Consider the following 25,195-nt stretch of genomic DNA (forward strand, 5'->3'; position numbering starts at 1 on the left):
CGGCAGGTTTTTTATCAGAACATCCCGGCTGGCGGAACGTCTTTGAAGGTTTTGCAGTAATTTTCAAACATGCTTTTAAGGATTTTACGCAGTTTCATGGCGTGCTCCGGTTTTATTCATTCTGGTTAGCGTGTTGCTACCCGCCAATAATATGACCCGCATCACAAAAATCAACCATTTTGTGATTAAAATCACGCCACGCTGTTAATGAAAATGAACTGAATGTTAACAAATTGCTTTCATTTCCGGCACTTAACGCTTGTGCAATTTGATTAATTTTTATAAAAAAATTTTAGGGAGCGGGTATGGGGCAGAACATGGCGAAAGCCAGCGCAGGCGGCGTCTCTCCCGCCGCGCTGCTGGTGGCGGGCGCGTTCTTTATGGAGTTCCTCGACGGTACGGTGATAGCGACTGCCCTGCCGACGATGGCGCACACCTTCGGTGTCGAAGCGGTCGCGCTGAATATTGGCATCAGCGCTTATCTGCTGACGCTCGCGGTCTTGATCCCGGCAAGTGGCTGGATTGCCGACCGTTTCGGTGCGCGTAAGGTGTTTACGCTGGCGCTGGGGATTTTTACCGGCGCGTCGGTGCTGTGCGGGCTGGCTAACTCGCTTGAAATGTTTGTGCTGATGCGCGTATTGCAGGGCGCGGGCGGCGCGCTGATGGTTCCGGTCGGTCGTCTCGCGGTGCTGCGCGTCACACCCAAACACCAGTTGATTACGGCTATCGCCACGCTGACCTGGCCCGCGCTGGTGGCGCCCATTATCGGGCCGCCGCTCGGCGGGTTTATTACCAGTTATGCGAACTGGCGCTGGATTTTCTTTATTAACCTGCCCGCCGGGCTTATCGCGATGGCGCTCGCCTGGCGTCTTATTCCTGATAATCACGATGACGTTCGCCGCCCGTTTGATACACCCGGTTTTCTCGCCACCGCGCTGGCGATGGTGGCGCTGGTGTGCGCGATGGAGATGCTGGCCGCGCGCGAATCAAACGGCCTGCTCGCAGGCGCGCTGCTGCTGGCGGGCTGCGGGGCGCTGGTCTTCGCGCTGCGCCATTTTCGCCGCGCGCCGTTCCCGATGATCCGCCTTGATGCGATGGCCGTACCGACATTTCGCGTCACGATGTACGGCGGTTCGCTGTTTCGTGCGTCGATCAGCGCTGTGCCATTTCTGTTGCCGCTGCTGTTTCAGGTGGGCTTCGGCATGGACGCGTTTCACTCCGGGCTGCTGGTGCTGGCAGTTTTCGCAGGTAACCTGACGATAAAACCTGCCACAACACCGCTTATCCGCTGGCTCGGGTTTAAAAAACTGCTGCTGATTAACGGCCTGCTGAACGTGCTGGCGCTGCTCGCCTGCGCGCTGCTGACGCCGCAGACCCCGGTGTGGCTGATTCTGCTGATTCTTTTTCTGGGCGGCGTGTTTCGCTCGATTCAGTTTACCGGCATCAGCACGCTGGCCTTTGCAGATGTGCCTTCGGGCGAAATGAGTTACGCCAATACGCTGTTCAGCACCGCCACGCAGCTCGCCGTCGGGCTTGGCGTGACGCTGGGCGCTATCGGCATCCGGCTTGGCGAGGTAATAAGTACGTCTGTTTTAAGCGCCGATATTCCGGGCGCGGGTTACCGGCTGGCGTTTGTAATGATTGCGCTGATAAGCCTGGCGGGGATGTTTGATACGCTGCGCCTCGCCGCGCATGCCGGACACAGCGTCTCCGGCAAACGGGCGTAAAAAAGCCAGCCCGCGGGCTGGCTGTTTCATCAGGACTTATCAGCCGAGAATTTCACGCACGAAACCTTCGATGGATTTATCCTGGCAGTTATCAAAGAAGCACTGCTGGAAGCGCTCGCCGGAAACAGCGGTTTTCACCAGTTCAGGATCGATGGCGCGCAGGGTATCGAGATAGTTCTCTTTCACCACGGCGGCTTTCACCTGGTTCAGAATGCCCGCGTTGCGCACCTGCGGCTCTTTACGCTCCGGCGGATAGCCCTCGCCTTTGCGCCCGGTAAACGCTTTTTCAAAGATAAAGCGCACGTTGAGTTCCGCGCCCCAGCCAAAACCTTTCGCGAACGGCAGCGCCAGCGCGTTACCGTTGTTAATTTGCGCGAACAGGAACGCGTCCGCCGGATCGATGCAGTAGCCGCACACCACGCCCGGATGAATATTCAGGGACATCAGCGCGCCCTGCCCGGTGCCGCAGCCAGTCACCACAAAATCCACCGCTCTGGAATTCAGCAGGATGCTCGCCATAATCCCGAGGTGAATGTAGGTGAGATGATGATCGTTCTCATCACTCATGCCGACGTTATACACCGGGAACGCTTTTTCATCCGCCACCGCTTTCAGCTCTTTATAGATGATCGCGTTTTTGGCCGCCTGACTGTTTTCCATCATCAGTGCAATTTTCATTGGGTTCTCTCCTGAAAAGGCTATGAATAGCAAACTGTGAGTCAACCATACTATTCACCAAACAAACTTTCAAATTAAATGAAATATTGTTTTAAAAAATAGAGTGGTGCTCACAGTTTTCTTTCATGCCCGTTTTGTCAGAAGGTTTCCCAGTTGGTTTCTGTGGCTGTTGCCTTTGGCGCGGCGCTGCCGGCCAGCGCGGGCCGCACGAGCGGCGCTGCAGCGGCAGGCGTCGCGCGTGCCGTCTGTCCGCGCAGGCGGAACAGGCCAACCACTTCGGTCAGGTGCGTGGCCTGGCGCTCCAGATCGTTTGACGCCAGCACGGACTGCTGCACCAGTTGTACGTTCTGCTGGGTGACAGCATCCATCTCTTTTACTGCGATGCCCACCTGACTGATACCATCGCTCTGCTCGCCGGACGCGCTGGCGATTTCACCCATAATATCGTTCACCTGGCGCACAGCAGTCAGAATTTCATCCATCGCCTCGCCCGCTTTCTTCACCTGGCCGGAGCCGGTCTGAATATTGCTGACCGATTCGTTAAGCAGCGTTTCTATCTCTTTCGCCGCCTGCGCGCTGCGGCTCGCGAGATTGCGCACTTCGCCCGCGACAACAGCAAAACCGCGTCCCTGTTCACCCGCCCGCGCCGCTTCCACGGCGGCGTTGAGCGCCAGAATATTGGTCTGGAAGGCGATGCTGTTGATAACGGTGGTGATATCGACAATTTTGCTGGAGCTGCTGGAGATGCGCGACATGGTTTCCATCACCTGTTTCACGGAGTCTCCGCCGGCTTGCGCCGTGCGCGTGGCGTTACCGGAAAGCTTGCTGGCATGGCTCGCGTTTTCGGCGTTGAGTTTTACCGTGCTGCTGAGTTGCTGCATGCTTGAGCTGGTTTGCTCCAGCGCCGCCGCCTGCTCTTCCGAACGCGTGGAAAGCTCGGTATTCACGCCCGAGACCTCACCCGAATGGCTGCGAATGGTTTCCGCACTGGTGCGAATGGCGCTGACGGTTTTCTCCCAGTTATCCTGCATGCGCTGGATATACGGCACCATCAGCCCGACACAGTTGCGGCCAAGATCCTGAAGTTTGACCTCAAGGTTACCGTCTGCCAGCACGTGCAGGTGCCCGCGAATGATCTCAACGGGGCGCACCAGACAGAAGTAGAGGTAGCGCTCCATCAGAATGGTGAGGGTAATACTGCCCACGACGGAGAGACTCAACAGCCATTGCGCGGTGTTGACCCAGCCCGCCTGTTCAGCATTCAGCGTAAGACTATTTTCCAGGTGATGAAGAAACCAGAGCGTCGCTCCGGAGACCCCCACCCAGGCGATTGTGGATAAGAGCAAGACCCATACCACCATCGCACGGATTTTAACATTGCGAATAAAATTCATATGTTGATTCCTGGTGTGAAGAAGCCATCCCTGCGCAGACATGACGGTACCCATCCCTGCCTTTTCTGCATTTCTTTACGTCACAGATAAAGACTGACCGTATCGTAGTTGTCGGCCTGCGCGCGCAGAACTTAAGCATTGCAACAATAAACTTAAGTGATTATTTAAAGTCACGGTGCGTGAGCGTCTTGCTAAAGCGCGGGATACGGGGTGATCCGGGGGCTTTTCAGGCGATTGCGACAGGCGATGGCGTGGCATGATGTTATGAAGGCAAACTTTGTGAGAACACCGATGCGCAAGGTCATTTTCATTACCGCGCTGCTCGCGCTGAGCGGTTGCACCATTACTAAAACGCCGGAAGTAGTTGGCGGCAGTAAAGTTACCGGCACCGTGAGACTCGGTATCAGCGAACAACCGCTGCAACATGCGAAAGTCGATAACTACGTCGCGCAGTCTATGGCGAACCGCCAGTGTCAGGACTGGGGCTATGCCGTGGCGGAAGCCTACGGTGCGCCAGTCAAAACCTGTTCAGTTATCACCGGCACGCAATGCATGACGGAATCTATCGTGCTGGAGTATCAGTGCCGTGGCTTTACCATTAATAACCGCACGGTCAGCGGCTGGTAAACCGGCGTTACAGCTGCCGCCGCCTGGCGGTGGCTGTGCGTACGCATCACTTTTCTTCCCCTGTTATTTTCCTTCTTACGTTTATTCTTATCGTCTTATTTATTTCTTTTTTTCGCAATAATAATTCTCATTTAATTAATGAATGACTTTAATTCCTATTTGCATTATTAACGCCACGGTTTTTTTAATTTTATCTTTTGCAAACAGTTTAATAACAAATTATAGTGCGGCGATAATTACCCCTGTTATCGCGGAGAATAATATGCTGAAGCCGGATATGATTGAAAAACTCAATGAGCAGATGAATCTTGAACTCTATTCTTCTCTGCTTTACCAACAGATGAGCGCCTGGTGCAGCTATCATAGCTTTGAAGGGGCGGCGGCGTTTTTAAGCCGCCATGCGCAGGAAGAGATGACGCATATGCAGCGTCTCTTTAACTATCTGACAGATACCGGCAGTTTCCCGCGCATTAACGCCGTGCCGTCACCGTATGCTGAATATGCGTCTCTCGATGCGCTCTTTCAGGCGACGTACGAACATGAGCAGCTGATCACCCGCCAGATTAATGCACTGGCGCACGTGGCGATGACCACGCAGGATTATCCCACTTTTAATTTCCTGCAATGGTATGTTGCCGAACAGCATGAAGAAGAAAAACTGTTTAAATCCGTGCTGGATAAACTGAGCCTCGCAGGTAAAAGCGGCGAAGGGCTTTATTTCATCGATAAAGAGCTGGCAACGCTCGACGCTCAGCCCTGATATTTTTCCGGTAATGGCGCTGTCATTACCGGTTTTTATTCCCGCCTTTTAATTCTCTCCGCCTTTCATTTCCTCAATTTTTTGACGCTGCTTACAGCGGCTGGAGCAGATCTTCCTGCACACCCCGCCGTAAACAAATAATTACACTAAACGTAACGCCAGTTTGACGAATCCACCAAAATTCTTTACCCTGCGCAGCATAAATTTCCAGTTGATGATTGCAGGACAGTACACCGCGTGAAGAACCGCACTTTTGGCAGTATTTTTATCGTCGCCGGTACGACTATCGGCGCAGGGATGCTGGCGATGCCGCTGGCTGCGGCGGGCGTTGGCTTTGGCGTGACCGCACTGCTGCTTTTCTTACTCTGGGGGCTGATGTGCTACACCGCGCTGTTGTTGGTAGAGGTCTATCAGCACCAGCCTGCATCGACCGGGCTCGGTACGCTTGCGTTGCATTATCTTGGTAAACCTGGCCAGTGGTTGGCCGGGTTTAGCATGCTGTTTTTGATGTATGCGCTGACGGCGGCCTATATCAGCGGCGCGGGCGAACTGCTGGCCTCAAGCCTGAGCCAGTGGACGGGCGTAGCCATTACGCCTGCTGTCGGCGTGCTGGCGTTTACGCTTGTGGGCGGGCTTATCGTCAGCATCGGTACGCACAGCGTGGATCTGGTCAATCGTCTGCTGTTTACAGCCAAAACGGTTTTTCTGGTCGTGATGCTGGCGATGATGATGCCGCATATTCATCAGGTGAATCTGCTGACGCTGCCGGTGGAAAAAGGCCTGGCGCTCTCCGCGCTGCCGGTCATTTTTACGTCATTTGGTTTTCACGGCAGCGTGCCAAGTATCGTCAGCTATATGAAGGGCGATGTCCGCAAACTTAAGCTGATTTTTATCACCGGCAGCGCTATTCCGCTGGTGGCATATCTGTTCTGGCAGCTTGCCACGCTGGGTGCCATCCCGTCAGACACCTTTATGGGCCTGCTCGCCACCCATGCTGGCCTGAATGGTCTGTTGCAGGCGGTGCGCGATGTCGTCGCCTCGCCGCACGTGGAGCTGGCGGTGCATCTGTTCGCCGATCTGGCGCTGGCCACCTCGTTTCTTGGCGTGTCGCTCGGGCTCTTTGATTATCTGGCGGATATGTTTAAACGCTCCCGCACCGTAGCGGGCCGCGCCCAGAGTGGGCTGATGACTTTTGTGCCGCCGCTCGCTTTCTCGCTTTTCTACCCGCAGGGGTTTGTCATGGCGCTCGGCTATGCGGGCGTGGCGCTGGCGGTGCTGGCGCTGCTGCTCCCTTCCCTGCTCGCCTGGCAGAGCCGTAAACGCCACCCGGCAGGCTGGCAGGTAGCGGGGGGCAGTCTCACGCTGGCACTGGTTTTTGCCTGCGGCATCGCCATTGTGGCTATACAGTTTTTGATTAGCGCGGGCGTATTGCGCGAGGTTGGCTGAACAGGTTAAAGCCCCATTGTCGGGGCTTTTACTTTTCGCTCAGGTCTTTGCTGAAGTAAAAACGGGAGTGACCATCGCGATAATCGGGTGCCACGCCGTAGAGGTCATACCCCTGTTTGCGGTAAAAATCCGGTGCCTGAAAGCTAAAGGTATCCACAAATACCCGTTTACAACCGCGCTTACGCCCTTCTGCTTCGGCCATCGCCATGAGCGACGCGCCGGTACCCTGCCCGCGCAGGCTTTCATCAACCCACAGAAATTCGATATGCAGGCAGCCCCAGTAGCTACGCCCGGTCAGACCGGCGATCAGATTGCCCTGCGCGTCGGTGACGCTGATGATCAGCTCCAGCGGATCAGATGTCATATGCTTTGCGTTATAAAGCCCGACCTGTTTTTTTATGCGTGCTTTGAGTTCTTCATCCGCGGTGCCCGTTAACTGATATTCCATCGTCTTTTCCTCGTTATCTTTTACTGACCTTAAGCGTTTCTGGCAGACGACATAACCCCCGAATTTCGGCAGGCGGTATTTCTGGAAAGAGTTTGGTGTGCGGGGAGGGAGGAAAAAGAAGCCAGTCCTCATGGACTGGCTCAGTCTGTTATGGTTTGCGCCGTCCTGGCCCTTATTCTGCAAGGTACGATTTTCCCCCGTGTGAGTCAGCGTCAGAATGGCTCAACCGTGGGGCTGAACGCTGACCTGGAAAACTCATTGCAGCGAGTAGAGAGCACCATGATGGGGTGTTATTAAAACGTAGCAGCAGAATGGAAAAACAGATACATGATATATCGTGATTGATGAATTTATTAGCGAAGTGTGATGGTGTGCAGGATGTGCGCTTAAGCTAAATACATTAAGAATCAGGGTGATGATGCGGTGGCAGATCAGGACGAAACGAGAAATGATGTCAGGAAATGTCACTACAAAATAAAAAACCACCCGAAGGTGGTTTGCACGACACTGCTTATTGCTTTGATTATTCTTGTTTTTCCCATGGTGCCCGGGGCGGGACTTGAACCCGCACAGCGCGAACGCCGAGGGATTTTAAATCCCTTGTGTCTACCGATTTCACCACCCGGGCTCGGGAAGAAAGTGGAGGCGCGTTCCGGAGTCGAACCGGACTAGGCGGATTTGCAATCCGCTACATAACCGCTTTGTTAACGCGCCAGAATTGCTTGCCTTTTCAGGCTGACACCAGCAAAGAGGCTGATATCAAAATTTGGAGCGGGAAACGAGACTCGAACTCGCGACCCCGACCTTGGCAAGGTCGTGCTCTACCAACTGAGCTATTCCCGCTTATCGAAGTAACTGAAAGCGAATCGCTTAATCTAATTACTTGATTTACTTACCGTCCGGCGAACCGTGCCGCCGTTCGATGCGTTGCATTCTACTTACCTGACGCAATGAGTCAACGAAATTTTCAGGCAACGCGATTCGTTTGCTGAATTTTGCGCCGTATAGATCAACGTTCGAGCAAATCACCGCGCGCGGCGTTCAAATACTGGAACATTGACCAGAACGTCAGCACTGCAGCGACGAAAAAGAGTGCAATCGCGGCGTACTCAACCCACTGATTCGGACGCCACAGCAAACCGACCAGCGCCATCATCTGCGCGGTGGTTTTCACTTTCCCAATCCAGGAGACGGCCACGCTGCTGCGTTTGCCCAGCTCCGCCATCCATTCACGCAGCGCGGAGATAATAATTTCACGCGCGATCATAGTGGCCGCCGGCAGGGTAATCCACCAGCTATGATAGTGCTCGGCGACAAGCACCATCGCGATAGCGACCATCACTTTATCCGCAACCGGGTCGAGGAACGCACCAAAGCGCGTGCTTTGATTCCAGCGACGGGCGAGAAAACCGTCAAACCAGTCGGTCACCGCTGCAAAACAGAAGATCAACGCGCAGACGAAAGGCGCCCAGTGAAAAGGCAGATAGAACGCGAGCACGAAAAACGGGATCAGAATGACTCGAAACAGCGTCAGCAATGTAGGGATATTAAATCGCATAGTGCAGGTAACTATCTGTCATAATTTGAGATTACCGCTATGTTGCTACATAGCCCTTAATGTTTCAACGAGTAGTAGATCTTTTCTGCAAGGGCCTGAGAGATACCCGGCACTTTCGCAATTTCTTCGACCGACGCGTTCAACAGCGGCTGCAATCCGCCCATATATTTGAGCAACATCTGACGGCGTTTTGGCCCGATGCCTTCAATCGTCTCAAGCGTACTGGTGTTCTTCACTTTGGCGCGTTTTTTACGGTGGCCGGTAATCGCATGGTTATGCGATTCATCGCGAATATGCTGAATAACATGCAGCGCCGGAGAATCCGGCGGTAAGGCGAAGCCCTCCCCTTCCGGCTCCAGGAACAGCGTTTCCAGCCCGGCTTTACGATCGCTGCCTTTGGCCACGCCAAGCAGCAGCGGATGGTGTTTATCCCACGGCACGTCCAGCTCGGCAAAAACGGATTTCGCCTGACCAAGCTGTCCTTTACCGCCGTCGATAAGAATAATATCCGGCACTTTGCTCTCTTCGATGGCCTTGCCATAGCGACGGCGCAACACCTGATTCATTGCCGCATAATCATCGCCCGGTGTGATGCCGGTAATATTATAGCGTCGATACTCCGCGCGCAGCGGGCCGTTCGCGTCAAATACCACGCAGGACGCCACGGTCTGCTCGCCCATCGTATGGCTGATGTCGAAACACTCCATGCGCTTTATTTCCGGCAGATGCAGCGCCTGCGCCAGCGCGGTAAGACGCTGGCTGATGGTGGACTGCTGAGAAAGCCGCGTGGTCAGCGCCGTCGCCGCGTTGGTGCGCGCAAGCTTCAGGTATCGGGCGCGATCGCCACGCGGGCGCGTCTGCACATTCACACGACGCCCGGCGATTTCTGTCAGCGTCTCGGCCAGCAGTTCCGGCGTGGTGAGCGGGAAATCGAGCAAAATCTCGCCCGGTAACGTGCGCATCTGGCTGCCCTGCAGATAGAACTGCCCGACAAACGTTTCCACCACTTCGGCAAGCTCGGTGCCATTCGGCACTTTCGGGTAGTAGCTGCGGCTGCCGAGCACTTTCCCCTGACGGATAAACAGCACGTGCAGGCACGCCATGCCGGATTCAAACGCCACGCCTATCACATCCAGGTCATCGCCGTTATTGGAGACAAACTGTTTTTCCGTTACGCGGCGCACCGCCTGAATCTGGTCGCGCAGGCGCGCGGCCTCCTCAAACGCCAGATTCTGGCTGGCCTGCTCCATGCGTGAGACCAGCTGGTTAATCACCTGGTCGTCTTTACCGGCGAGAAACAGTCGCACGTACTCCACCTGCTGCGCGTAATCTTCTTCGCTCACCAGCCCTTCGACGCATGGCCCGAGGCAGCGGCCAATCTGATATTGCAGACACGGGCGCGAACGGTTGCGATAGACGCTGTTCTCGCACTGGCGAATCGGGAAAATCTTTTGCAGCAGCGCGAGCGTTTCCCGCACCGCGTAGCCGTTCGGGAACGGGCCGAAATACTCGCCTTTGGCGTGTTTCGCGCCGCGGTGGATAGCCAGCCGGGGATGCGTATCGCCGCTCAGGAAGATATACGGATAAGATTTGTCATCGCGCAGCAGCACGTTATAGCGCGGCTGGTAGAGCTTGATGTAGTTGTGCTCCAGCAGCAGCGCTTCGGTCTCGGTGTGAGTCACCGTCACGTCGATATTATGGATTTGCGCCACCAGCGCTTCGGTTTTACGGCTGGCGAGGTTGCTTCGGAAATAGCTGGAAAGGCGCTTTTTGAGATCTTTGGCCTTGCCGACGTAGATAACCGTGCCGCTGGCGTCATACATACGGTAGACGCCAGGCTGGCTGGTGACGGTTTTCAGGAACGATTTGGAATCAAAAACTTCACTCACTGACTTGATAAGGTCTCCGCGTTACACAGGCCATGGCGGATGGCCAGATGCGTCAACTCAACATCGCCATGAATGTTTAGCTTACTAAACATACGATAGCGGTAGCTGTTGACGGTTTTAGGGCTGAGATTAAGCTGCTCAGAGATTTCATTGACCTTCTGGCCTTTGGTAATCATCAGCATAATCTGCAATTCCCTTTCCGACAAACTCGCGAAGGGGGATTCGCTGCGGTCGGGCTCTATCTGACTGAGCGCCATTTGCTGTGCGATGTCGGAAGCGATGTAGCGCCGTCCGGCGTGAACCGAGCGGATAGCGCTCACCACCTCGGCGGGTGCGGCACCTTTACTCAGATACCCTGCGGCTCCGGCCTGCATCACTTTAGCCGGAAGCGGGTTTTCCGTATGTACGGTAAGCATGATCACTTTAATGTCTGAAGAATAACGGGCGATTTTGCGAGTCGCCTCCAGGCCGCCAATGCCCGGCATATTCATATCCATCAGCACCACATCCACCGGGTGAATGCGACACCATTTGATGGCGTCCTCGCCGCAGTAGGCTTCGCCTGCCACCTTAATGCCCTTCATATCTTCAAGTATGCGTCGTATCCCTGCGCGCACCAGTTCGTGGTCATCAACAAGAAGAACGTTGATCAAAGGAAAACACTCCTCAAAAAGGGATAACGCTGCTGGTAACTTATTCGCCCCATATTAGCGTTTTTTAAGTCAACTTTGAAACGCAAAAAATGCACTTCTGTAAGCAACGGGCGGGTTAAATCCAGTTAAAACGCGTTTTTGAGCCTGCGATAGCGGCACCGATACTTAAAAAACGTCCAGAAATCAAGGTTCAGCATTTCTGGATATATCATATTACTTTCTGACAATTTAAAAGCGCTGATGGGCAACTTTTAAATTTACAACGGAGAAACTTATTGGAAACATATATTTTCACCGCTACGTCAGCGAACCCTGAGAAATCCCGTTTATCGGTGAAAAGCTTATTATAATAAGCCAGACGCCTCACAAAACGCTCAAAAAAACGGCGCTAATTACTTTTTAGGACCTTGTGGTATACTCCGCCGCCTTAAAACATCAACAGGCGTGCCCGCTGCACGTCGTTACACTGACAGAGGATAAACCATGAGCACTCCCGATATTTCCACCGCAGAGAACAACCAGGAACTGGCTACCGAGGTGTCATGCCTGAAATCCCTGTTGACCCTGATGCTGCAGGCAATGGGTCAGGCTGATGCGGGCCGGGTTATCATTAAAATGGAAAAACAGATAGCTGAAATGGAAGATGCGGAGCAAGCGGCGGTTTACACCAATACCGTTAAGCAAATTAAACAGGCTTACCGCCGTTAATAAAAAAACCGGCTGGAGAACGTTTATTCTTCCAGCCGGTTCGAGTGTCTGGCACGCAGAACAAATGACCCGCTCAAATCAGTCCAATTGCAGCAGCATAACAGGCAATTTGCGTTTTGTTTGGAGCATTAAACTTCTTCTGCATATTTTTCTGGTGAAAATTAACGGTATTTTCCGAGATAGATAATATTATCGCAATTTCCGCCGACGTTTTACCTTCCGCCGTCCACTGCAATATCTCTTTTTCTCGTTTACTCAGTTTCATTTCCAGCACCGTTGCCGCCGGATCTTCCAGGCGCATCATGGTAACCAGGCTTTGTTCCACCAAATGCTGAAGTCGCAACGCCAGTTCGTCATCCGCCATGGAGTGTCCACGCGGGCTGGTTCCAGAGACGGATAAAAATCCCTGGGCGCGGTTAGGCGCAATGACGCACTGCGTTACGCCCTTGACCAGACCGTGGTCGCGCGCGGCATTCCAGAGCTCTTCTGCGGCGCCGGCGAACAGCGCGTCGTTCCAGGAGAGCGGACCCACCAGATAATTTGCAGGCTTCAGCACCGGATCTATCACGTAATAATTTTCTGCCTGGTAATGCTCAAGCCAGGCTTCAGGATAGGTGGTGTGCAGCGTCAGTTTTGGGCGCGTGAAAGGCACAGGATGGCGAACGCACAGCGCGAAATAATCATATTCCATGTTCTGCGTTTCGGTTTTCAGGAGCGAATAAATGTCGCTTGAATCCTGAATTTCCTGAAAGCGGGTCGTCATTTCCCGACGCCAGTTAAAAAAGTCACTTTCCTTCATGCTGTGGGGCGAAACTCCTGTCGTGCTGTAAGCATTATTTTTTTGTGATATGACAAAATAACACATTCTTCATAATTATTAATATCAATAATCCGCATTCCGCACGCGACCTTGCGCCAGACACAGGCTTTAAGCCAAATTAAAACGCTAACGAACTGTATATGCTGATTAATTAGTCAGGCACTTTTTAAGGCTTATTTTTTGCAGGGAGTTTGCGAAGGCACCCGGTGCTAAAACGCACCGGGTAAGAGGTCAGGCATTGAGAAATTTGTCTAAAAACTGGCGGGTGCGCGGCTGTGTCGGGTTAGCGAACAGCGCTTTCGCCTCGCCCTGCTCGACGATTTTGCCCTGATCCATAAAGATCGCCCGATCGGCCACATCGCGCGCGAAACTCATCTCATGGGTAACGATAACCATCGTGCGCTTTTCCAGGGCGAGCTGACGGATAGTGTTCAGCACTTCGCCCACCAGTTCAGGGTCCAGCGCGGAGGTCGGCTCATCAAAGAGAATCACTTCCGGGCGCATCGCCAGCGCACGGGCAATCGCCACACGCTGCTGCTGACCGCCGGAAAGCCGCTTCGGATAGCTGTTTTCCTTGCCAGAAAGGCCGACTTTCGCCAGTAGTTCGCGGGCGCGCGCCGTCGCCTCCGCTTTCGGCTCGCCTTTCACAATAACCGGCCCTTCGATAATGTTTTCCAGCACGGTACGGTGCGGGAACAGGTTAAAGCTCTGGAACACAAAACCGACCTGCTGGCGCAGTTCCCGCACCAGGCCGCGCTGTTCGCGGGCCGATCTGGCGGTATCAATGGTGATATCACCCACGCGCACGGTACCGCTCTCGGGCTGTTCCAGCAGGTTAATACTACGCAAAAGCGTGGTTTTACCGGAGCCGCTCGGGCCGATAATCGCGACCACTTCTCCGGTCTGCACTTCCAGATCGATGCCATGCAGCACCGTCTGCCCGTGAAATTTCTTCACCAGGTTTTTGACCTCAATGGCACTCATTTCGGATCGCGCTCCTGTCGGTTTAGCTGGTTTTCAAAATGGTTTTGCAGGGCAGAAAGCACCGTCGCCATTATCCAGTAGATGAGCGACGCGGCCAGATACATCGTAAATACCTCCAGCGTGCGCGAGGTAATAAGCTGCGCCTGGCGGAAAAGTTCCGGTACCTGGATGGTGGCGGCGAGCGACGTATCTTTCACGAGGCTGATAAAACTGTTGCCGAGCGGCGGCAGCGCCACGCGGGCAGCCTGCGGCAGAATGGCGCGGCGCAGCGTCTGCCACGGCGTCATGCCGATACTCGCCGCCGCTTCCCACTGCCCTTTATCAATCGACGAAATCGCCGCGCGCAGCGTCTCAGAGGTATACGCCGCGGTATTGAGCGAAAGGCCAATCATCGCCGCCGGGATCGGATCCAGCTCGATGCCAAACTGCGGGAGACCGTAGTAGATCATAAAGAGCTGGGCGATAAGGGGCGTACCGCGAAAAATCGAGATATAAAACCGCGCCAGCCACGAGACAGGCCAGAAAGGCGACAGCCGCATCATGGCCAGTAAAAAACCTAACACCAGGCCGAAAAACATGCCGCCGATGCTGAGCTGTAGCGTAAAAACGGCCCCTTTCAGGAGAAAGGGTGCCGAATCGATAACCAGTTGGATACTTTCCTGCATTCTAGTGGTTTCACCCTGCGTTTTCAGACATGCGGATGGTACGCGAACAGCGCCGGAGCGCCGCCGGTGTGAATAAAGAGAATCGGGCCGTTATCTTTAAAACGGTTCTGTGCGATGCCGTCAATGAGCCCCGCCATCGCTTTGCCGGTATAAACCGGGTCAAGCAAAATGCCTTCGAGACGCGCCAGCAGCTTCACCGCTTCCATGCCCTCGTCGTTCGGCACGCCGTAACCCGGCGCAAAATAGTCATCCCACAGTAAAATATCGGCGCGCGCTTCCAGCTCCAGCGCTTTAGCAACGCCCTGCTGCAGCGCGACAACTTTCGGCTTCTGCGCGGCGACGCTTCGCGAGACCGTCACGCCAATAAGTTCAGCCTCCGGCATCCCCTGCTCCAGCCCGACGGCAAGCCCCGCGTGCGTACCGGCGCTGCCGGAGGCGACCACTACGGATGACGGGCGCACAACGCCTTCGCACTGCTGCACGATCTCAAGCGTGCTTTCGACATAGCCGAGCGCGCCCAGCACGTTCGAGCCGCCAACCGGAATGACATAAGGCCGGAAGCCCTGCGCTTCAAGGCGCACCGCCAGCTCGTCAAGCTGCTGGTCTGGCGCGTCCAGCGCGTCGCACATCTCGACCTGCACATTAAAGAGATCCAGCAGCAGCCGGTTGCCGTTAGTGAGGTAATTCTCTTCGCGCGTGCCGATCGGGTTTTCCAGCAGCGCCACGCAGTGCAGGCCGAGGCGCGCGGCCACCGCCGCCGTCTGGCGCACATGGTTCGACTGTATCGCGCCCGCCGTCACCAGCGTGTCGGCCCCTTCGCGCAGCGCCTGGGCTGCCAGAAACTCCAGCTTGCGCAGCTTATTGCCGCCCATCGCCACCGGCATCGCGTCATCGCGCTTGATGAAAATTTCGCGGCCCAGGTAGTCAGACAGGCGCGGCAGAAACTCCAGCGGCGTGGGCGCGCCAATAAGCTCAAGGCGCGCATAGCGGGTAAGATTTTGCATGGTAAACCTCATGCCAGTTCAGCGGTTAAACCGTCATTATGCAGCAATTTTTCGCAGGCATAAAAAAAGGCGCTGATATCAGCACCTTTTTTGCGCAGCAAAGGCGTTATTTGGTTACATCCGCACCAAACCACTTCTCAGAGATTTTCTTGAGCGTGCCATCTTTCTGCATCTCGGCGATGGCGTTATCAACGGCCTTGACGAAATCGTCGTTGCCTTTGCGGATAGCCACGCCCGCTTCCTGACGAGAGAACGGTTCACCGGCCACGGCCAGCGTGTTGTTGGTCTTCTTCACCAGATCCAGCGCCGCCAGGCGGTCCACCAGAATGGCGTCGATACGGCCTACGCGCAGATCCTGATATTTGGTCGGGTCGTCGTCATAGGTGCGGATATCCACGCCCTGCACGTTCTGGCGCAGCCACTCTTCGTAGTTGGTGCCAAGACCAACACCCACTTTTTTACCCTTGAGATCGGCCGCGGTTTTAATGCTGTCCGCCTTCTCTTTCTTCACCAGCGCCTGAATACCGGAAACGGTATACGGCGTTGAGAAATCATATTTTTTCTTGCGCTCATCGGAGATGGTGACCTGGTTAATCACCACGTCGATACGCTTAGAGTCCAGCGACGCCAGCATCCCGTCCCATTTGGTCGGTTTAAGCGAGGTTTTCACGCCCAGGTGCTTCGCGAGCGCCTCGGCGAACTCCACTTCAAAGCCGGTCAGCTTACCGTCATCGCCCTGGAAGCTAAACGGCGGATAAGTGCCTTCAAGCCCCACCAGCAGCGTGCCGCGTTCTTTAACTTTATTCAGCAAATTTTCCGCAGCATAGGTTTTCACGCTCATGCCCGCGACCAGCGCGACCGCCATAACGCCCATCAGCGCCTGACGACCCAAAAGTGCAAGTTTCATAAGTACCCCAAATTAACGAAATTAAGTGCTAGTGTAAGTAGTTACGCAAAGAAATCAAAACCACTGTGCTACAACTTATGCGTTTTTAATATATATCAGAAGTTGCCGTTGAGTCGGTTTTCTCTGTCGGCAATGACGAGAGCTGCTGATACTGGGCATACTTACGAAGCGCAATACGATAATTGTTGGTACTGGTGAGCGGCAGCCACGCCTCAAGATGCTCGTCAAGATTATCCTGACGGGCAAGCGAGAGCGGCACCTGGCGTTGGGTGAGATGCGCGCCGAGACGGCGCAGGCGCACCACATATTCGCGGATCGTGCCGTGGCTCATATCGGTTTGCTCGAAGAGATATTGCTTAAAGCCGATGATATCGAAGTAGTTGCTCTGCTCTTTACAATGCAGATCGCCACAGAAGCGGCAAAGTGCCACCCAGTCCTGCTTTTCCTGCTCCCAGGTGGCCTCGTCAAGCAGCGTGTCGAGCGCAGCGATCGCTATCTTGTTCACAATTTCGCCGCGATGAACCAGCGTAATGCGATCCAGCAGCTTGTGACAATGCGCACAATGCGTCTGTGAGTGCTTGAAATCTTTAAGGTAGCGGCTCAGGGGCCGCCTTTTAGGTTGCTGCGCCGTCATGATAACTCCTGGTTGTCGTTCCTGTGTGCGGCATTACCAGGATGATGACGAATCAACAACCTATAGCTTACCCAGCTTGGTACGCAGACGTTTGATGGCCTGGCTATGCAACTGGCTCACCCTTGACTCGCCCACTTCCAGTACCGCGCCAATCTCTTTAAGATTCAGCTCTTCCTGGTAGTACAGCGTCAGCACCATCTGCTCGCGCTCCGGCAGCGATTCAATCGCTTCCATAACACGCTCGCGCAAATTGCTTTCCAGCAGTTGATGCAGCGGGTTTTCGTTCTGGTTATCTTCCGTCACCAGTTCGATGCTATCGCCATGCTCTTCACGCCATTCGTCATACGAGAACAGCTGACTGTTGTTCGTGTCGAGCAACATCTGACGATATTCTTCAAGCGGGATACTCAGTCGCTCTGCGACCTCCAGTTCCGTCGCGTTACGTCCCAGTTCCTGCTCCAGTTGGCCTATTGCCTGCGCCACCTCGCGCGCGTTGCGTCGGACACTGCGCGGCACCCAGTCACGGCTGCGTAGCTCGTCCAGCATCGCGCCACGTATACGCTGCACTGCGTAAGTGGTAAATGCCGTTCCTTGCAGGGCGTCGTAGCGTTCTACAGCATTCAGCAAGCCGATGCCGCCCGCCTGTAACAAATCGTCCAGTTCGACGCTCGCCGGCAAACGCACCTGCAGGCGCAACGCTTCGTGACGCACCAGCGGGACATAACGCTGCCAGAGCGAGTGTTTATCCATTACACCATCAGCGGTATAGAGAGAATTCACGATAAACAGCCCTGCGTTAGTTGAGTTATCGGCGTGATTATCTAATTCTACAGCGCTTTTTAATCGGGAGAATAATGGTCTAAATAAGGGGTTATTTTCAGGTTATGCGCTAAATCACTGAAAATAAGTTGATTAATAAGAAATTAAAGTTAAACGGCGGGTCAGCATATCGGCCAGCGGATACCCGTCCCACAGCAAAGAAAACTGCATACTTTGCCCCAGCGGCACCACGCGATCGACGCCGCGCGGTTTCGCGATCGCCAGAAAGCGTTGAAATTCCTCAGGATCGACGCCATACGAGACGATCGTCTGGCACTTCTCCCCGCACAGCGGCGCGATGTCCAGCAGATCCTGCGCCACATATTCAATAAACACGCCGCTCTGGTGATGATCCGCCAGCAACGCGCCATCCGGCGCGTCAGTTTGCGCCAGGAAAAGACGATTATCCGGCTGCGCAATGCGCCTGAGCGTCGGATCGTTGACAGTCTGGGCGCAAAACCACGCCAGATTGCTCACGGCGGTCGCAGGCAGCGGCGCGTAGCGCTCGCCGCACCAGTCGCGAAAAGCGGGCCAGAACTGCGTGCGCGCTTCATCGGTACGCTCGCCGGTCCACACCACCATTTTCGCGGCCGTACACGCCTGCTGCGCGGTCAGCAAGGTATCGTTATAAAACGCTTCCAGCAGGCGCGCTTTATCAGGTGCCGCAAGCCACGCGTCGGCGTCGATCACCGCAAAGGAGTAACGATCCGCAAAGGCGATATCCACCGCGCGCGGGCGCAGCGGCGAGCGGCGCACCTCGCTGATCGTGCGATCGCCGCCCCAGATAAGCCGCGCGTCACAGAGCGCGGAGAAATAATCCGTCAGCGCCGCGTCGTGCGGGTACTGCACCAGACAGAGGCTACCAGCCATCGACGGCACCTGTGCCAGTGCCCCTTTCAGCGCGTCGCAAATCAGCGCGGTCTGGGGGAACGGTTTTGAGGAGAGCCTGACGATATTGGCGTTGCCAGTAAGCAGCCCCGCCGCCAGCGAAAACGCGAAATTCACCGCCACGTTGGACGGCGCGATATGAAACGCCACGCCGCGGCCCTGGGTAATGCCCTGCGGCATAAATTCCTGGCGCAATTTTTCAAGCGACGCCGGACGACACCAGAACGCGAGGCTCACCACATCGCTGTAGGCGCGCACGCGCGGGTCGGCCAGCAGCTTCCGGGAAAATTCGCTTAAAAACGTCAGCGTCTCGTCATCAAACGGCGCGCGCGGGCGAAAACGCTCAAGGACGGCGAGCTGTGCGGCGTCGCCCAGCAGAAAAGTGAGTTTGTCAAAACTGGGCTGCATAAGTGTCGCTACATCCTCTGATTTCGGCCTGTTGCAGGCGTCCGTTGATGCGGAAATATTTACCGTGCCGCCCGCAAGGGCAATCATCCTCGCCAAGCAAAACGCCCTCATCTTCCGTAAGCAGCGAATGCCCCGGATAGGATTCCGGGATCAGCGACAGCACCTGTACGATCCCTGCGCGTCCCGGCGGGCACACCGAGAAATCGTGCGGATCGCGGATAATCACATCGGAAAAAATACTGGCGTGCAGGTGTCCGTGTTCGCACTGCATGTAAATGCATCCGGTCTGTTCCACCATGCCGTAATAGTCATAAATCCGCGTCAGCCCGCACACGTCGTGCAGACGGCGCGCGAACTCCTGCGGCGACACCGCTTCGCTGGCGAGTTTTTTCCAGCCGCCGCCGTGGATCAAAATGCCCTGGCTGAGATCGATCCGCTGGCCGCGTTGCGAAAGCGCGCGCCAGAAATGCTGCCAGATCATAAAGGTGAACCCAAACAGCAGCACCGGCTTGCCCGCGTGTTTCGCAAGAAACGCGGTAATACCGTCAATATCGAGATTCATCTCGTCATCAAGCGCAAAGGCGCGATCGGCCCCGAAGATTGAAAACCCCAGAATGCCCGCGCCGCGCGCGGAAAACATGGTGCGATCTTTGAGTACCGACGGCGCGTCGATGATAAGCATCGGCAAACGCCCCGCGCCGGTAAAGGCGCTGACGATCTTCACCAGCGTTTTCTGCTGGTTGGCCGCCGTTTGCTTATCCAGATAGATCCGCGACACCGCCTGGCCCGTGGTGCCGGATGAGGTCATCACCTTCACGGCTTCGTCGGGCGGCATGCTCGCAAGCGTCAGGGTTTTAAACAGCGACACCGGCAGAAACGGCACATCCTCCGGCGCGCTCAGCGCGGCGACATCCACGCCAAGGCCGTCAAGCATCGCCCGGTACGGCGCGCAGTTCGCGCGGTGATGTTCCGTCAGCCATTGCAGGCGCTGCGTCATCAGCGCGCGCTTTTCATCGCGCGCCAGCGAATAAGGGGGTTGCTGTAACCACTGCGCGTAATCAAGCACTGAGCGCCTCCAGTTGTGCATAAAGCGTTTTTCCGGCGGCGTTTTTCGGGATAGCCTCCAGGATCACCACGCGAAACGCGCTGTGGTGTAACTGGCAGGTCTGCGCCAGCCAGCTTTTAACCGTTTCGGCCTGGCTTTCATCGGTCAGAAACAGCGTGATGCGGTCATCAACGCCGCCTGTCGCGCACTCCAGCCCCACAAACCGGTTTTTCACCAGCTGTTCCAGCTCATCGAGCCCAACGCGGTTGCCGAATACTTTCAGGAACCGTTTTTTACGCCCGACGATGGTGTAAATGCCGTTGTCGTCACGGCGGGCCAGATCGCCTGTCGCGAGCCGCCCTTTAAACTCATCGGTGCGCGCGAGACATGCCCGTTCCAGCGCATAACCATGACAGACGTTCGGGCCGTAATAGATAAGCTCGCCAGCCACACCCGCCGCGGTGATTTCCGCGCCGTTTTCATCTTCAAGCGTAAAGCGCCCGCCCGGAATGGCGACTCCCATCGCGCCCGGCATCGCCGCCGCGTGCTCCACGGGCAGATAACCCATTCGCGAGGTCGCTTCCGACGCGCCATACATCACCACAAAACGCTTGCCCTGCGCCTGCGCCCAGGCGGCGAACGCCTCATGCAGCGCTGCAGAGAGCTTGCCGCCCGCCTGCGTCAACGTGCGCAGCGACGGCAGCGTCATGCGCATAAAGCGCAGTTTATTGAGCATTTCGAAGGTGTAAGGCACGCCCGCGAGCGATGTGGCCTGCTGGCTTTTCACAAACGCCCAGAAACCCGGCTGCACCGGGCCGCTGCGGGTCATCAGCAGCGTCGCGCCCTGCGCCAGGTGGGAATGAATCACCGATAAACCATACACATAGTTCATCGGCAGATAGACGAGTGGACGCTCGTTCGCGTCAATCGCCAGATAGTCGCAAATGCTCGCGCAGTTGCTGAGAAGATTGTCATAGCTCTGGCGCACCAGTTTCGGGCTGCCGGTCGAGCCGGAGGTCGTTATCAGCAGCGCCAGCGCGTCGTCCATCGCCGGTGCCGGCTCGTTCGTCGCGATAAGCTGATACCCGTCCTGGCGCAGCAGCACCTCGCCCGGCCACGCGCGGCCTTCCGGCAGCCAGAGAAACCCCGGCCGCCAGCGCGCGAACAGCGCATCAGCCAGCGTCTCATCGAGCTGGCCGTCGAGCATCACCGGCACCGCGCGGGCGTTGAGCGCCGCGAGATAACCGGTGAGCGACCCCGCGCTGTTTTCGCAAAAGCAAAACATCAGCGCGCGGGCAGGCAGATGCGCGCGCACCTGCGCCACGCGCTCGGCCAGCTCGCCATACGAGAGCGTCGCGCCGCCATCTTCAGTCAGCGCCACGGCGTCGCGCGGCGCGTGTGTCAGTTGCCAGAAAGGCGCATCCGTCATAACACCGCATCCAGAATCTGTTGTGTAACCTGTGGCGCGGTCAGGCCGCACTGCTCCAGCATCCAGGCGTATTCGCCCGCCGGGCCGTAGCCCTGCGGAATGAAGAAATCGATCTGAACTTGGTTAGCAGCACAGCAGTTCATCGCATGCCACCATCAACACGTATCGTCTGGCCCGTTACATACGATGAAAGATCAGACGCCAGCCAGACGGCGGCGGCGGCTATCTCCTGCGGCGCGCCGAGGCGGCGCAGATCGGTGCTGTTACGGGTCTCTTCGATAACGTAATCCGGCATGGCTGAAAGCATGTCGGTTTCAGTCATACCCGGCGCGATGCAGTTGGCGCGAATCCCCTGCTCGCCAAGCTCTGTGGCGATCGTGCGGGTCAGCGCGACCACTGCCGCTTTGGCCGCGCCATAGGCCGCTTTACCTGAATTACCATCTTCGGCGGCAGTCGAGGCGATATTCACAATGCTGCCAAAACGCTGACGCGTCATCAGCTTTGACACCATCTGAGTCAGGCTGAACAGCGAGAAAAAATTCACCTCAAATTGTTCTCGCAGCGTCTGCATCGTGGTCATCTGGAACAGCGCGTTCCAGATAACACCCGCGTTGTTAACCAGCGCGTGCAGCGGACGTTTGTCGCTCATCAGCCGTTTCACCGCGCCTTTCATCGCGTCGTTATCGGTCAGGTCAAAGCACAGCGGCCAGATCTCCACCTGGTAACGATCGGCAAGCGCTGCCATATCAGCCAAAAATTCCGGCGTTTCGCTGCGCGCATGCGCGTAAATGCACGCGCCTTCGGCGGCGAAAGCCTCCACCATCGCGCGCCCGATACCGCGCGCGCAACCGGTGATAATGACGTTTTTCTCTTTCAACAACATGGGCTTCCCCTTTTAATAACCGATCCCGCCATCGACGCGCAGCACCTGGCCCGTCACAAAGCTCGCCGCGTCAGAGCCAAGCCACACCAGCGTGTCGGCCACTTCGTCGGCACGCCCCGTGCGGCGCAGGGCGCTCTGCGCGAGCTTGCTTTCCACCACGTCGCTTGCGAGGTTTTCAGTCATCGGCGTGGCGATAACGCCTGGCGCCACCGCGTTCACGCGAATGCCCTGCGGTGCCAGCTCAATGGAGAGCGTTTTGGTCGCCGCCACCATCGCGGCTTTCGACGCCGCGTAGGCGAGCTGCCCGCTGTTGCCGTCAAGGCCGGAAATGCTCGAGATATTGATGATGCTGCCGCGTTTATTGCGCAGCATCAGGCGCGTCAGGTACTGGGTGAACACCATCTGTGAAAAGAAGTTGATGGCGAAGGTCTTGTGCAACTGCTCCATAGTGACCATCGGGAACAGCGCATCGAGCGTCACGCCCGCCACATTCACCAGGATATCTACCGGCACTTTCGCTTTCTGAATCGCCATCGCCGCCTGCTTGATGGACGCGTCGTCCAGCAGATCAAAGCAGACCGGCGTGATGGTCACGCCATATTGCGAAGAAAGTTCAGCGATTTGCGCGCTGAACGCCGCGTCTTCCTGCTGAACGCAGGCGAAGATATTCGCCCCGTGCCGCGCATAAGCGACCATCGTGGCGTTGCCGATCCCCTGCAGACAGCCGGTGATCACCGCGTTTTTTCCCACGAGCAGCATGCTGACCTCCGTCATATCAGGCGATTTCTACGTCGTATTTTTGCAGGATCTCTTTGCCTTTCTGCCAGGAGGTAAAGTCAATGATGTCTTCGGTATCCATCATGATGTCGAAGGTTTCTTCCAGTGCGGCGATCATGGTCATGTGGCCTACGGAATCCCAGGACGGGGTGTCCTGATATTTGTAATCCGCCAGCATTTCTTCCGGCACTTCAAAGGTTTCCATAAAAATGGTGTTGTACTTCACTAAGTTCGTCATGGTCATACTCCAGATAAAAAATGTTCTGTCGCGGCGCTTATTTAAATACCTTGCCTTCGGTATTCTGGCGCATCGCCCTGGCCGGGTTGCCCAGTACGATCGTGGCGTCCGCCACGTCGCTGAATACCGCAGAACCCATTCCGACGATGGCGTCATCGCCGATGCGGGTCTGCTCTTTTACGCAACTATTCATACCGATGAATACGCGCTCGCCCACTACACAGTGGCCCGCCAGCGCCACCATGCCAGATACGACACTATTTTCCCCTATAACGCAGTCGTGACCGACGCAGGCGCGCGGCAGGACCAGTACGTTTTTGCCAATCGTCACACCGCAAGAGATAAAAGCGCCATCGCAGAGGATCGCGCCTGCGCGGATCTCGCTTTGCGACGGGACATCGACATTCGGGTGAATCAGCGTCGCAAGCGGCGCGTTGCCTGCGAGCTTTTGCGCCAGACGCTGGCGCAGCGCCGGTTCGCCAATGGCGATTGCCACTTCGCACTCCGCCGGACGCGCGTCGAAACGCACCACCGCCGCGCCGTAGACCTCCTGCGCGTCGGTTACGTCGTCAATAAAGAAAATCTCGCTCCAGCGCGACGTGCACTGGTTAATGGCGCGCGCCAGCATCAGCACCTCGCGCCCTAACCCGCCCGCGCCGTAAATGCCAAGCTTCATGCCACTTTCTCCGCAAGGCCGAGCGCGGCCTGCGCGCGAATAGCGTCCACCACGCGGCGCTGATCCTCTTCGGTCAGATCCGGGAAAATCGGCAGACACAAAATACGCTCGGCGATACCGGTCGCTATCGGCAGGTGTTGCGGCTGCGCCGATGGCAGATGTCGGTACATCGAGAACGCGCTGATAAGCGGGTAGAAGTAGCGGCGTGAGTAAATATTTTCGGCTTTCAGCGCTTCATAGAGCGCGTCACGGCTGACCGGGAAGTCGTCGTTCACGCGGATCGGGAAGTAAGAGTGGTTCCACTCCACATCATCCGGCGCGCTGAAGGTTTCGATGCCAGGGATATCAGCAAGCCACTCGCAGTAGCGGTCATGGATTGCCGCGCGGTTCGCCAGCGCGTTATCGATATGCCCAAGCTGCACCAGGCCGAATGCCGCCTGCACTTCATTCATTTTGGCGTTGATGCCCGGTGCCACAACGGTCGTTTCCCCGGCAAAGCCGAAGTTTTTCAGGTAGTCGATGCGCTGTTTCATGCGCGCGTCCGGGCAGATGATCGCCCCGCCTTCAAAGGTATTGAAGACTTTGGTCGCATGGAAGCTCAGAATCGACAGATCGCCGCAGTTCAGGATGCTCTGGTGGTTTTTCTTCACGCCAAACGCATGCGCGGCGTCGTAAATCACCTTCAGGCCCCAGGCGTCGGCGATGGACTGAATTTTGTCGACGTCACACGGCAGGCCGTAGCAGTGGACCGGCAGGATAGCCGAGGTCGCTGGCGTGATCAGCTGTTCGATTTTGTTCGGATCGATGTTGCAGGTGACCGGGTCGATATCGGCGAAAACCGGCGTCAGGCCGTTCCACAGCAGCGAGTGGGAGGTGGCGACGAACGAATACGGGGTGGTGATCACTTCACCCGTAATGCGCAGCGCCTGCAGCGCGGTCAGGAGCGCCAGCGTGCCGTTGGAAAACAGGCAGAGGTGTTCCACGCCGAGATACTCCGCGAGCCGCGTTTCCAGCTCCTGATGAAACGGACCGCCGTTGGTCAGGTATTTGTTTTCCCAGATCTGCTCAAGATACGGGATAAACTCTTCCAGCGGCGGCAGCAGCGGGCTGGTGACAAATAGATTTTGCAT

Annotated in this window: 28 protein-coding genes and 3 tRNA genes; 5 read left to right on the top strand and 26 right to left on the bottom strand. The window is 56.1% G+C overall.

Translation table 11 applies throughout. The features are described from left to right. Positions 1-14 precede the first annotated feature (14 nt). Complete coding sequence (gene azuC / locus ACUW6V_RS03115; protein WP_015386592.1) at positions 15-98, bottom strand: stress response protein AzuC; 84 nt, start codon at positions 96-98, stop codon at positions 15-17. A gap of 207 nt (positions 99-305) precedes the next feature. On the opposite strand from azuC, the gene ACUW6V_RS03120 reads away from it, so the two are divergent. Next, positions 306-1,727 (top strand): MFS transporter, encoded by a 1,422-nt coding sequence (locus ACUW6V_RS03120; protein ID WP_454037984.1) that lies wholly within the window; start codon positions 306-308, stop codon positions 1,725-1,727. Between the two features lie 39 nt (positions 1,728-1,766). On the opposite strand, the gene ACUW6V_RS03125 is transcribed toward ACUW6V_RS03120, so the two are convergent. Together ACUW6V_RS03125 and ACUW6V_RS03130 are read right to left on the bottom strand one after the other, a co-directional pair. Continuing rightward, positions 1,767-2,405 (bottom strand): RpiB/LacA/LacB family sugar-phosphate isomerase, encoded by a 639-nt coding sequence (locus ACUW6V_RS03125; protein ID WP_004387990.1) that lies wholly within the window; start codon positions 2,403-2,405, stop codon positions 1,767-1,769. A gap of 137 nt (positions 2,406-2,542) precedes the next feature. Further along, positions 2,543-3,799: a methyl-accepting chemotaxis protein gene (locus ACUW6V_RS03130; protein WP_041460468.1), complete on the bottom strand. Its 1,257-nt coding sequence runs from the start codon at positions 3,797-3,799 to the stop codon at positions 2,543-2,545. A 279-nt stretch (positions 3,800-4,078) separates the two neighbouring features. Here ACUW6V_RS03130 and yecR point away from each other — a divergent pair, with 279 nt between their 5' ends. From yecR to tyrP, 3 genes are all read left to right on the top strand, one after another. Next, positions 4,079-4,426 (top strand): YecR family lipoprotein, encoded by a 348-nt coding sequence (gene yecR, locus ACUW6V_RS03135; protein ID WP_254889718.1) that lies wholly within the window; start codon positions 4,079-4,081, stop codon positions 4,424-4,426. Between the two features lie 262 nt (positions 4,427-4,688). Further along, a complete protein-coding gene (gene ftnA / locus ACUW6V_RS03140) occupies positions 4,689-5,186 on the top strand; it encodes a non-heme ferritin (RefSeq protein WP_007868824.1) in 498 nt (165 codons plus the stop codon). Between the two features lie 237 nt (positions 5,187-5,423). Further along, positions 5,424-6,632 (top strand): tyrosine transporter TyrP, encoded by a 1,209-nt coding sequence (tyrP, locus tag ACUW6V_RS03145; protein WP_454037985.1) that lies wholly within the window; start codon positions 5,424-5,426, stop codon positions 6,630-6,632. Between the two features lie 28 nt (positions 6,633-6,660). Here the strand turns inward: tyrP and ACUW6V_RS03150 are convergent, their stop codons facing one another. From ACUW6V_RS03150 to uvrY, 7 genes are all read right to left on the bottom strand, one after another. Further along, positions 6,661-7,080 carry a GNAT family N-acetyltransferase gene (locus ACUW6V_RS03150; protein WP_454037986.1) on the bottom strand — a complete coding sequence of 140 codons (420 nt, stop codon included), beginning with the start codon at positions 7,078-7,080 and terminating at the stop codon, positions 6,661-6,663. 541 nt (positions 7,081-7,621) lie between these two features. After that, a tRNA-Leu gene (locus tag ACUW6V_RS03155) sits at positions 7,622-7,708 on the bottom strand. A gap of 12 nt (positions 7,709-7,720) precedes the next feature. Further along, a tRNA-Cys gene (locus tag ACUW6V_RS03160) sits at positions 7,721-7,794 on the bottom strand. A 53-nt stretch (positions 7,795-7,847) separates the two neighbouring features. Beyond that, positions 7,848-7,923: transfer RNA gene (locus tag ACUW6V_RS03165), tRNA-Gly, on the bottom strand. Positions 7,924-8,089: 166 nt separating this feature from the next. Continuing rightward, positions 8,090-8,638 carry a CDP-diacylglycerol--glycerol-3-phosphate 3-phosphatidyltransferase gene (gene pgsA, locus ACUW6V_RS03170; protein ID WP_004387984.1) on the bottom strand — a complete coding sequence of 183 codons (549 nt, stop codon included), beginning with the start codon at positions 8,636-8,638 and terminating at the stop codon, positions 8,090-8,092. 56 nt (positions 8,639-8,694) lie between these two features. After that, positions 8,695-10,527, bottom strand: a complete 1,833-nt coding sequence (gene uvrC / locus ACUW6V_RS03175; protein ID WP_012124423.1) for an excinuclease ABC subunit UvrC — start codon at positions 10,525-10,527, stop codon at positions 8,695-8,697. Further along, positions 10,524-11,180 carry a UvrY/SirA/GacA family response regulator transcription factor gene (uvrY, locus tag ACUW6V_RS03180; RefSeq protein ID WP_454037987.1) on the bottom strand — a complete coding sequence of 219 codons (657 nt, stop codon included), beginning with the start codon at positions 11,178-11,180 and terminating at the stop codon, positions 10,524-10,526. Before uvrY ends, uvrC begins: the two co-directional genes overlap by 4 nt. A gap of 483 nt (positions 11,181-11,663) precedes the next feature. Between uvrY and ACUW6V_RS03185 the strand changes: the two genes are divergently transcribed. Continuing rightward, complete coding sequence (locus ACUW6V_RS03185; protein WP_004387981.1) at positions 11,664-11,888, top strand: DUF2594 family protein; 225 nt, start codon at positions 11,664-11,666, stop codon at positions 11,886-11,888. A gap of 73 nt (positions 11,889-11,961) precedes the next feature. Here ACUW6V_RS03185 and sdiA read toward each other — a convergent pair whose 3' ends face one another. The 16 genes from sdiA to ACUW6V_RS03265 all read right to left on the bottom strand — a co-directional run bounded on the left by sdiA (position 11,962) and on the right by ACUW6V_RS03265 (position 25,195). After that, positions 11,962-12,687 carry a transcriptional regulator SdiA gene (sdiA, locus tag ACUW6V_RS03190; protein ID WP_004387980.1) on the bottom strand — a complete coding sequence of 242 codons (726 nt, stop codon included), beginning with the start codon at positions 12,685-12,687 and terminating at the stop codon, positions 11,962-11,964. A gap of 252 nt (positions 12,688-12,939) precedes the next feature. Beyond that, positions 12,940-13,692, bottom strand: a complete 753-nt coding sequence (gene tcyN / locus ACUW6V_RS03195) for an L-cystine ABC transporter ATP-binding protein TcyN (RefSeq protein WP_054625140.1) — start codon at positions 13,690-13,692, stop codon at positions 12,940-12,942. Then, positions 13,689-14,357: a cystine ABC transporter permease gene (gene tcyL / locus ACUW6V_RS03200; RefSeq protein WP_007868867.1), complete on the bottom strand. Its 669-nt coding sequence runs from the start codon at positions 14,355-14,357 to the stop codon at positions 13,689-13,691. The genes tcyN and tcyL overlap by 4 nt, the downstream gene beginning before the upstream one ends. Positions 14,358-14,380: 23 nt before the next feature. After that, positions 14,381-15,373, bottom strand: coding sequence for a D-cysteine desulfhydrase (gene dcyD, locus ACUW6V_RS03205; protein ID WP_202631332.1), 993 nt, complete (start codon positions 15,371-15,373; stop codon positions 14,381-14,383). 94 nt (positions 15,374-15,467) lie between these two features. Next, positions 15,468-16,268 (bottom strand): cystine ABC transporter substrate-binding protein, encoded by an 801-nt coding sequence (gene tcyJ, locus ACUW6V_RS03210; protein WP_454037988.1) that lies wholly within the window; start codon positions 16,266-16,268, stop codon positions 15,468-15,470. Positions 16,269-16,353: 85 nt separating this feature from the next. After that, positions 16,354-16,902 carry a flagella biosynthesis regulatory protein FliZ gene (fliZ, locus tag ACUW6V_RS03215; protein WP_004387974.1) on the bottom strand — a complete coding sequence of 183 codons (549 nt, stop codon included), beginning with the start codon at positions 16,900-16,902 and terminating at the stop codon, positions 16,354-16,356. A gap of 60 nt (positions 16,903-16,962) precedes the next feature. Next, positions 16,963-17,682, bottom strand: a complete 720-nt coding sequence (locus ACUW6V_RS03220; RefSeq protein ID WP_004387973.1) for an RNA polymerase sigma factor FliA — start codon at positions 17,680-17,682, stop codon at positions 16,963-16,965. 132 nt (positions 17,683-17,814) lie between these two features. Further along, a complete protein-coding gene (locus ACUW6V_RS03225) occupies positions 17,815-19,017 on the bottom strand; it encodes an acyl-CoA reductase (protein WP_454037989.1) in 1,203 nt (400 codons plus the stop codon). Continuing rightward, on the bottom strand, positions 19,001-20,083 hold the full coding sequence (locus ACUW6V_RS03230) for a LuxE/PaaK family acyltransferase (RefSeq protein ID WP_161574415.1): 1,083 nt from the start codon (positions 20,081-20,083) through the stop codon (positions 19,001-19,003). Before ACUW6V_RS03230 ends, ACUW6V_RS03225 begins: the two co-directional genes overlap by 17 nt. After that, complete coding sequence (locus tag ACUW6V_RS03235; RefSeq protein WP_454037990.1) at positions 20,076-21,491, bottom strand: AMP-binding protein; 1,416 nt, start codon at positions 21,489-21,491, stop codon at positions 20,076-20,078. The genes ACUW6V_RS03230 and ACUW6V_RS03235 overlap by 8 nt, the downstream gene beginning before the upstream one ends. Then, positions 21,488-21,634, bottom strand: a complete 147-nt coding sequence (locus ACUW6V_RS03240) for a hypothetical protein (RefSeq protein WP_012124414.1) — start codon at positions 21,632-21,634, stop codon at positions 21,488-21,490. Before ACUW6V_RS03240 ends, ACUW6V_RS03235 begins: the two co-directional genes overlap by 4 nt. Next, a complete protein-coding gene (locus ACUW6V_RS03245; protein WP_012124413.1) occupies positions 21,631-22,374 on the bottom strand; it encodes an SDR family NAD(P)-dependent oxidoreductase in 744 nt (247 codons plus the stop codon). The genes ACUW6V_RS03240 and ACUW6V_RS03245 overlap by 4 nt, the downstream gene beginning before the upstream one ends. A gap of 12 nt (positions 22,375-22,386) precedes the next feature. Beyond that, positions 22,387-23,133 carry an SDR family NAD(P)-dependent oxidoreductase gene (locus ACUW6V_RS03250; RefSeq protein ID WP_032988482.1) on the bottom strand — a complete coding sequence of 249 codons (747 nt, stop codon included), beginning with the start codon at positions 23,131-23,133 and terminating at the stop codon, positions 22,387-22,389. A 16-nt stretch (positions 23,134-23,149) separates the two neighbouring features. After that, the gene (locus ACUW6V_RS03255) at positions 23,150-23,389 is read right to left on the bottom strand and encodes a hypothetical protein (protein WP_032988410.1); all 240 of its coding nucleotides are present in this window, start codon (positions 23,387-23,389) and stop codon (positions 23,150-23,152) included. Between the two features lie 37 nt (positions 23,390-23,426). Further along, on the bottom strand, positions 23,427-24,065 hold the full coding sequence (locus ACUW6V_RS03260) for an acetyltransferase (RefSeq protein ID WP_012124410.1): 639 nt from the start codon (positions 24,063-24,065) through the stop codon (positions 23,427-23,429). Further along, positions 24,062-25,195, bottom strand: a complete 1,134-nt coding sequence (locus ACUW6V_RS03265; RefSeq protein WP_007850978.1) for a DegT/DnrJ/EryC1/StrS family aminotransferase — start codon at positions 25,193-25,195, stop codon at positions 24,062-24,064. The genes ACUW6V_RS03260 and ACUW6V_RS03265 overlap by 4 nt, the downstream gene beginning before the upstream one ends.

Source organism: Cronobacter sp. 153480017-3, assembly GCF_053627815.1.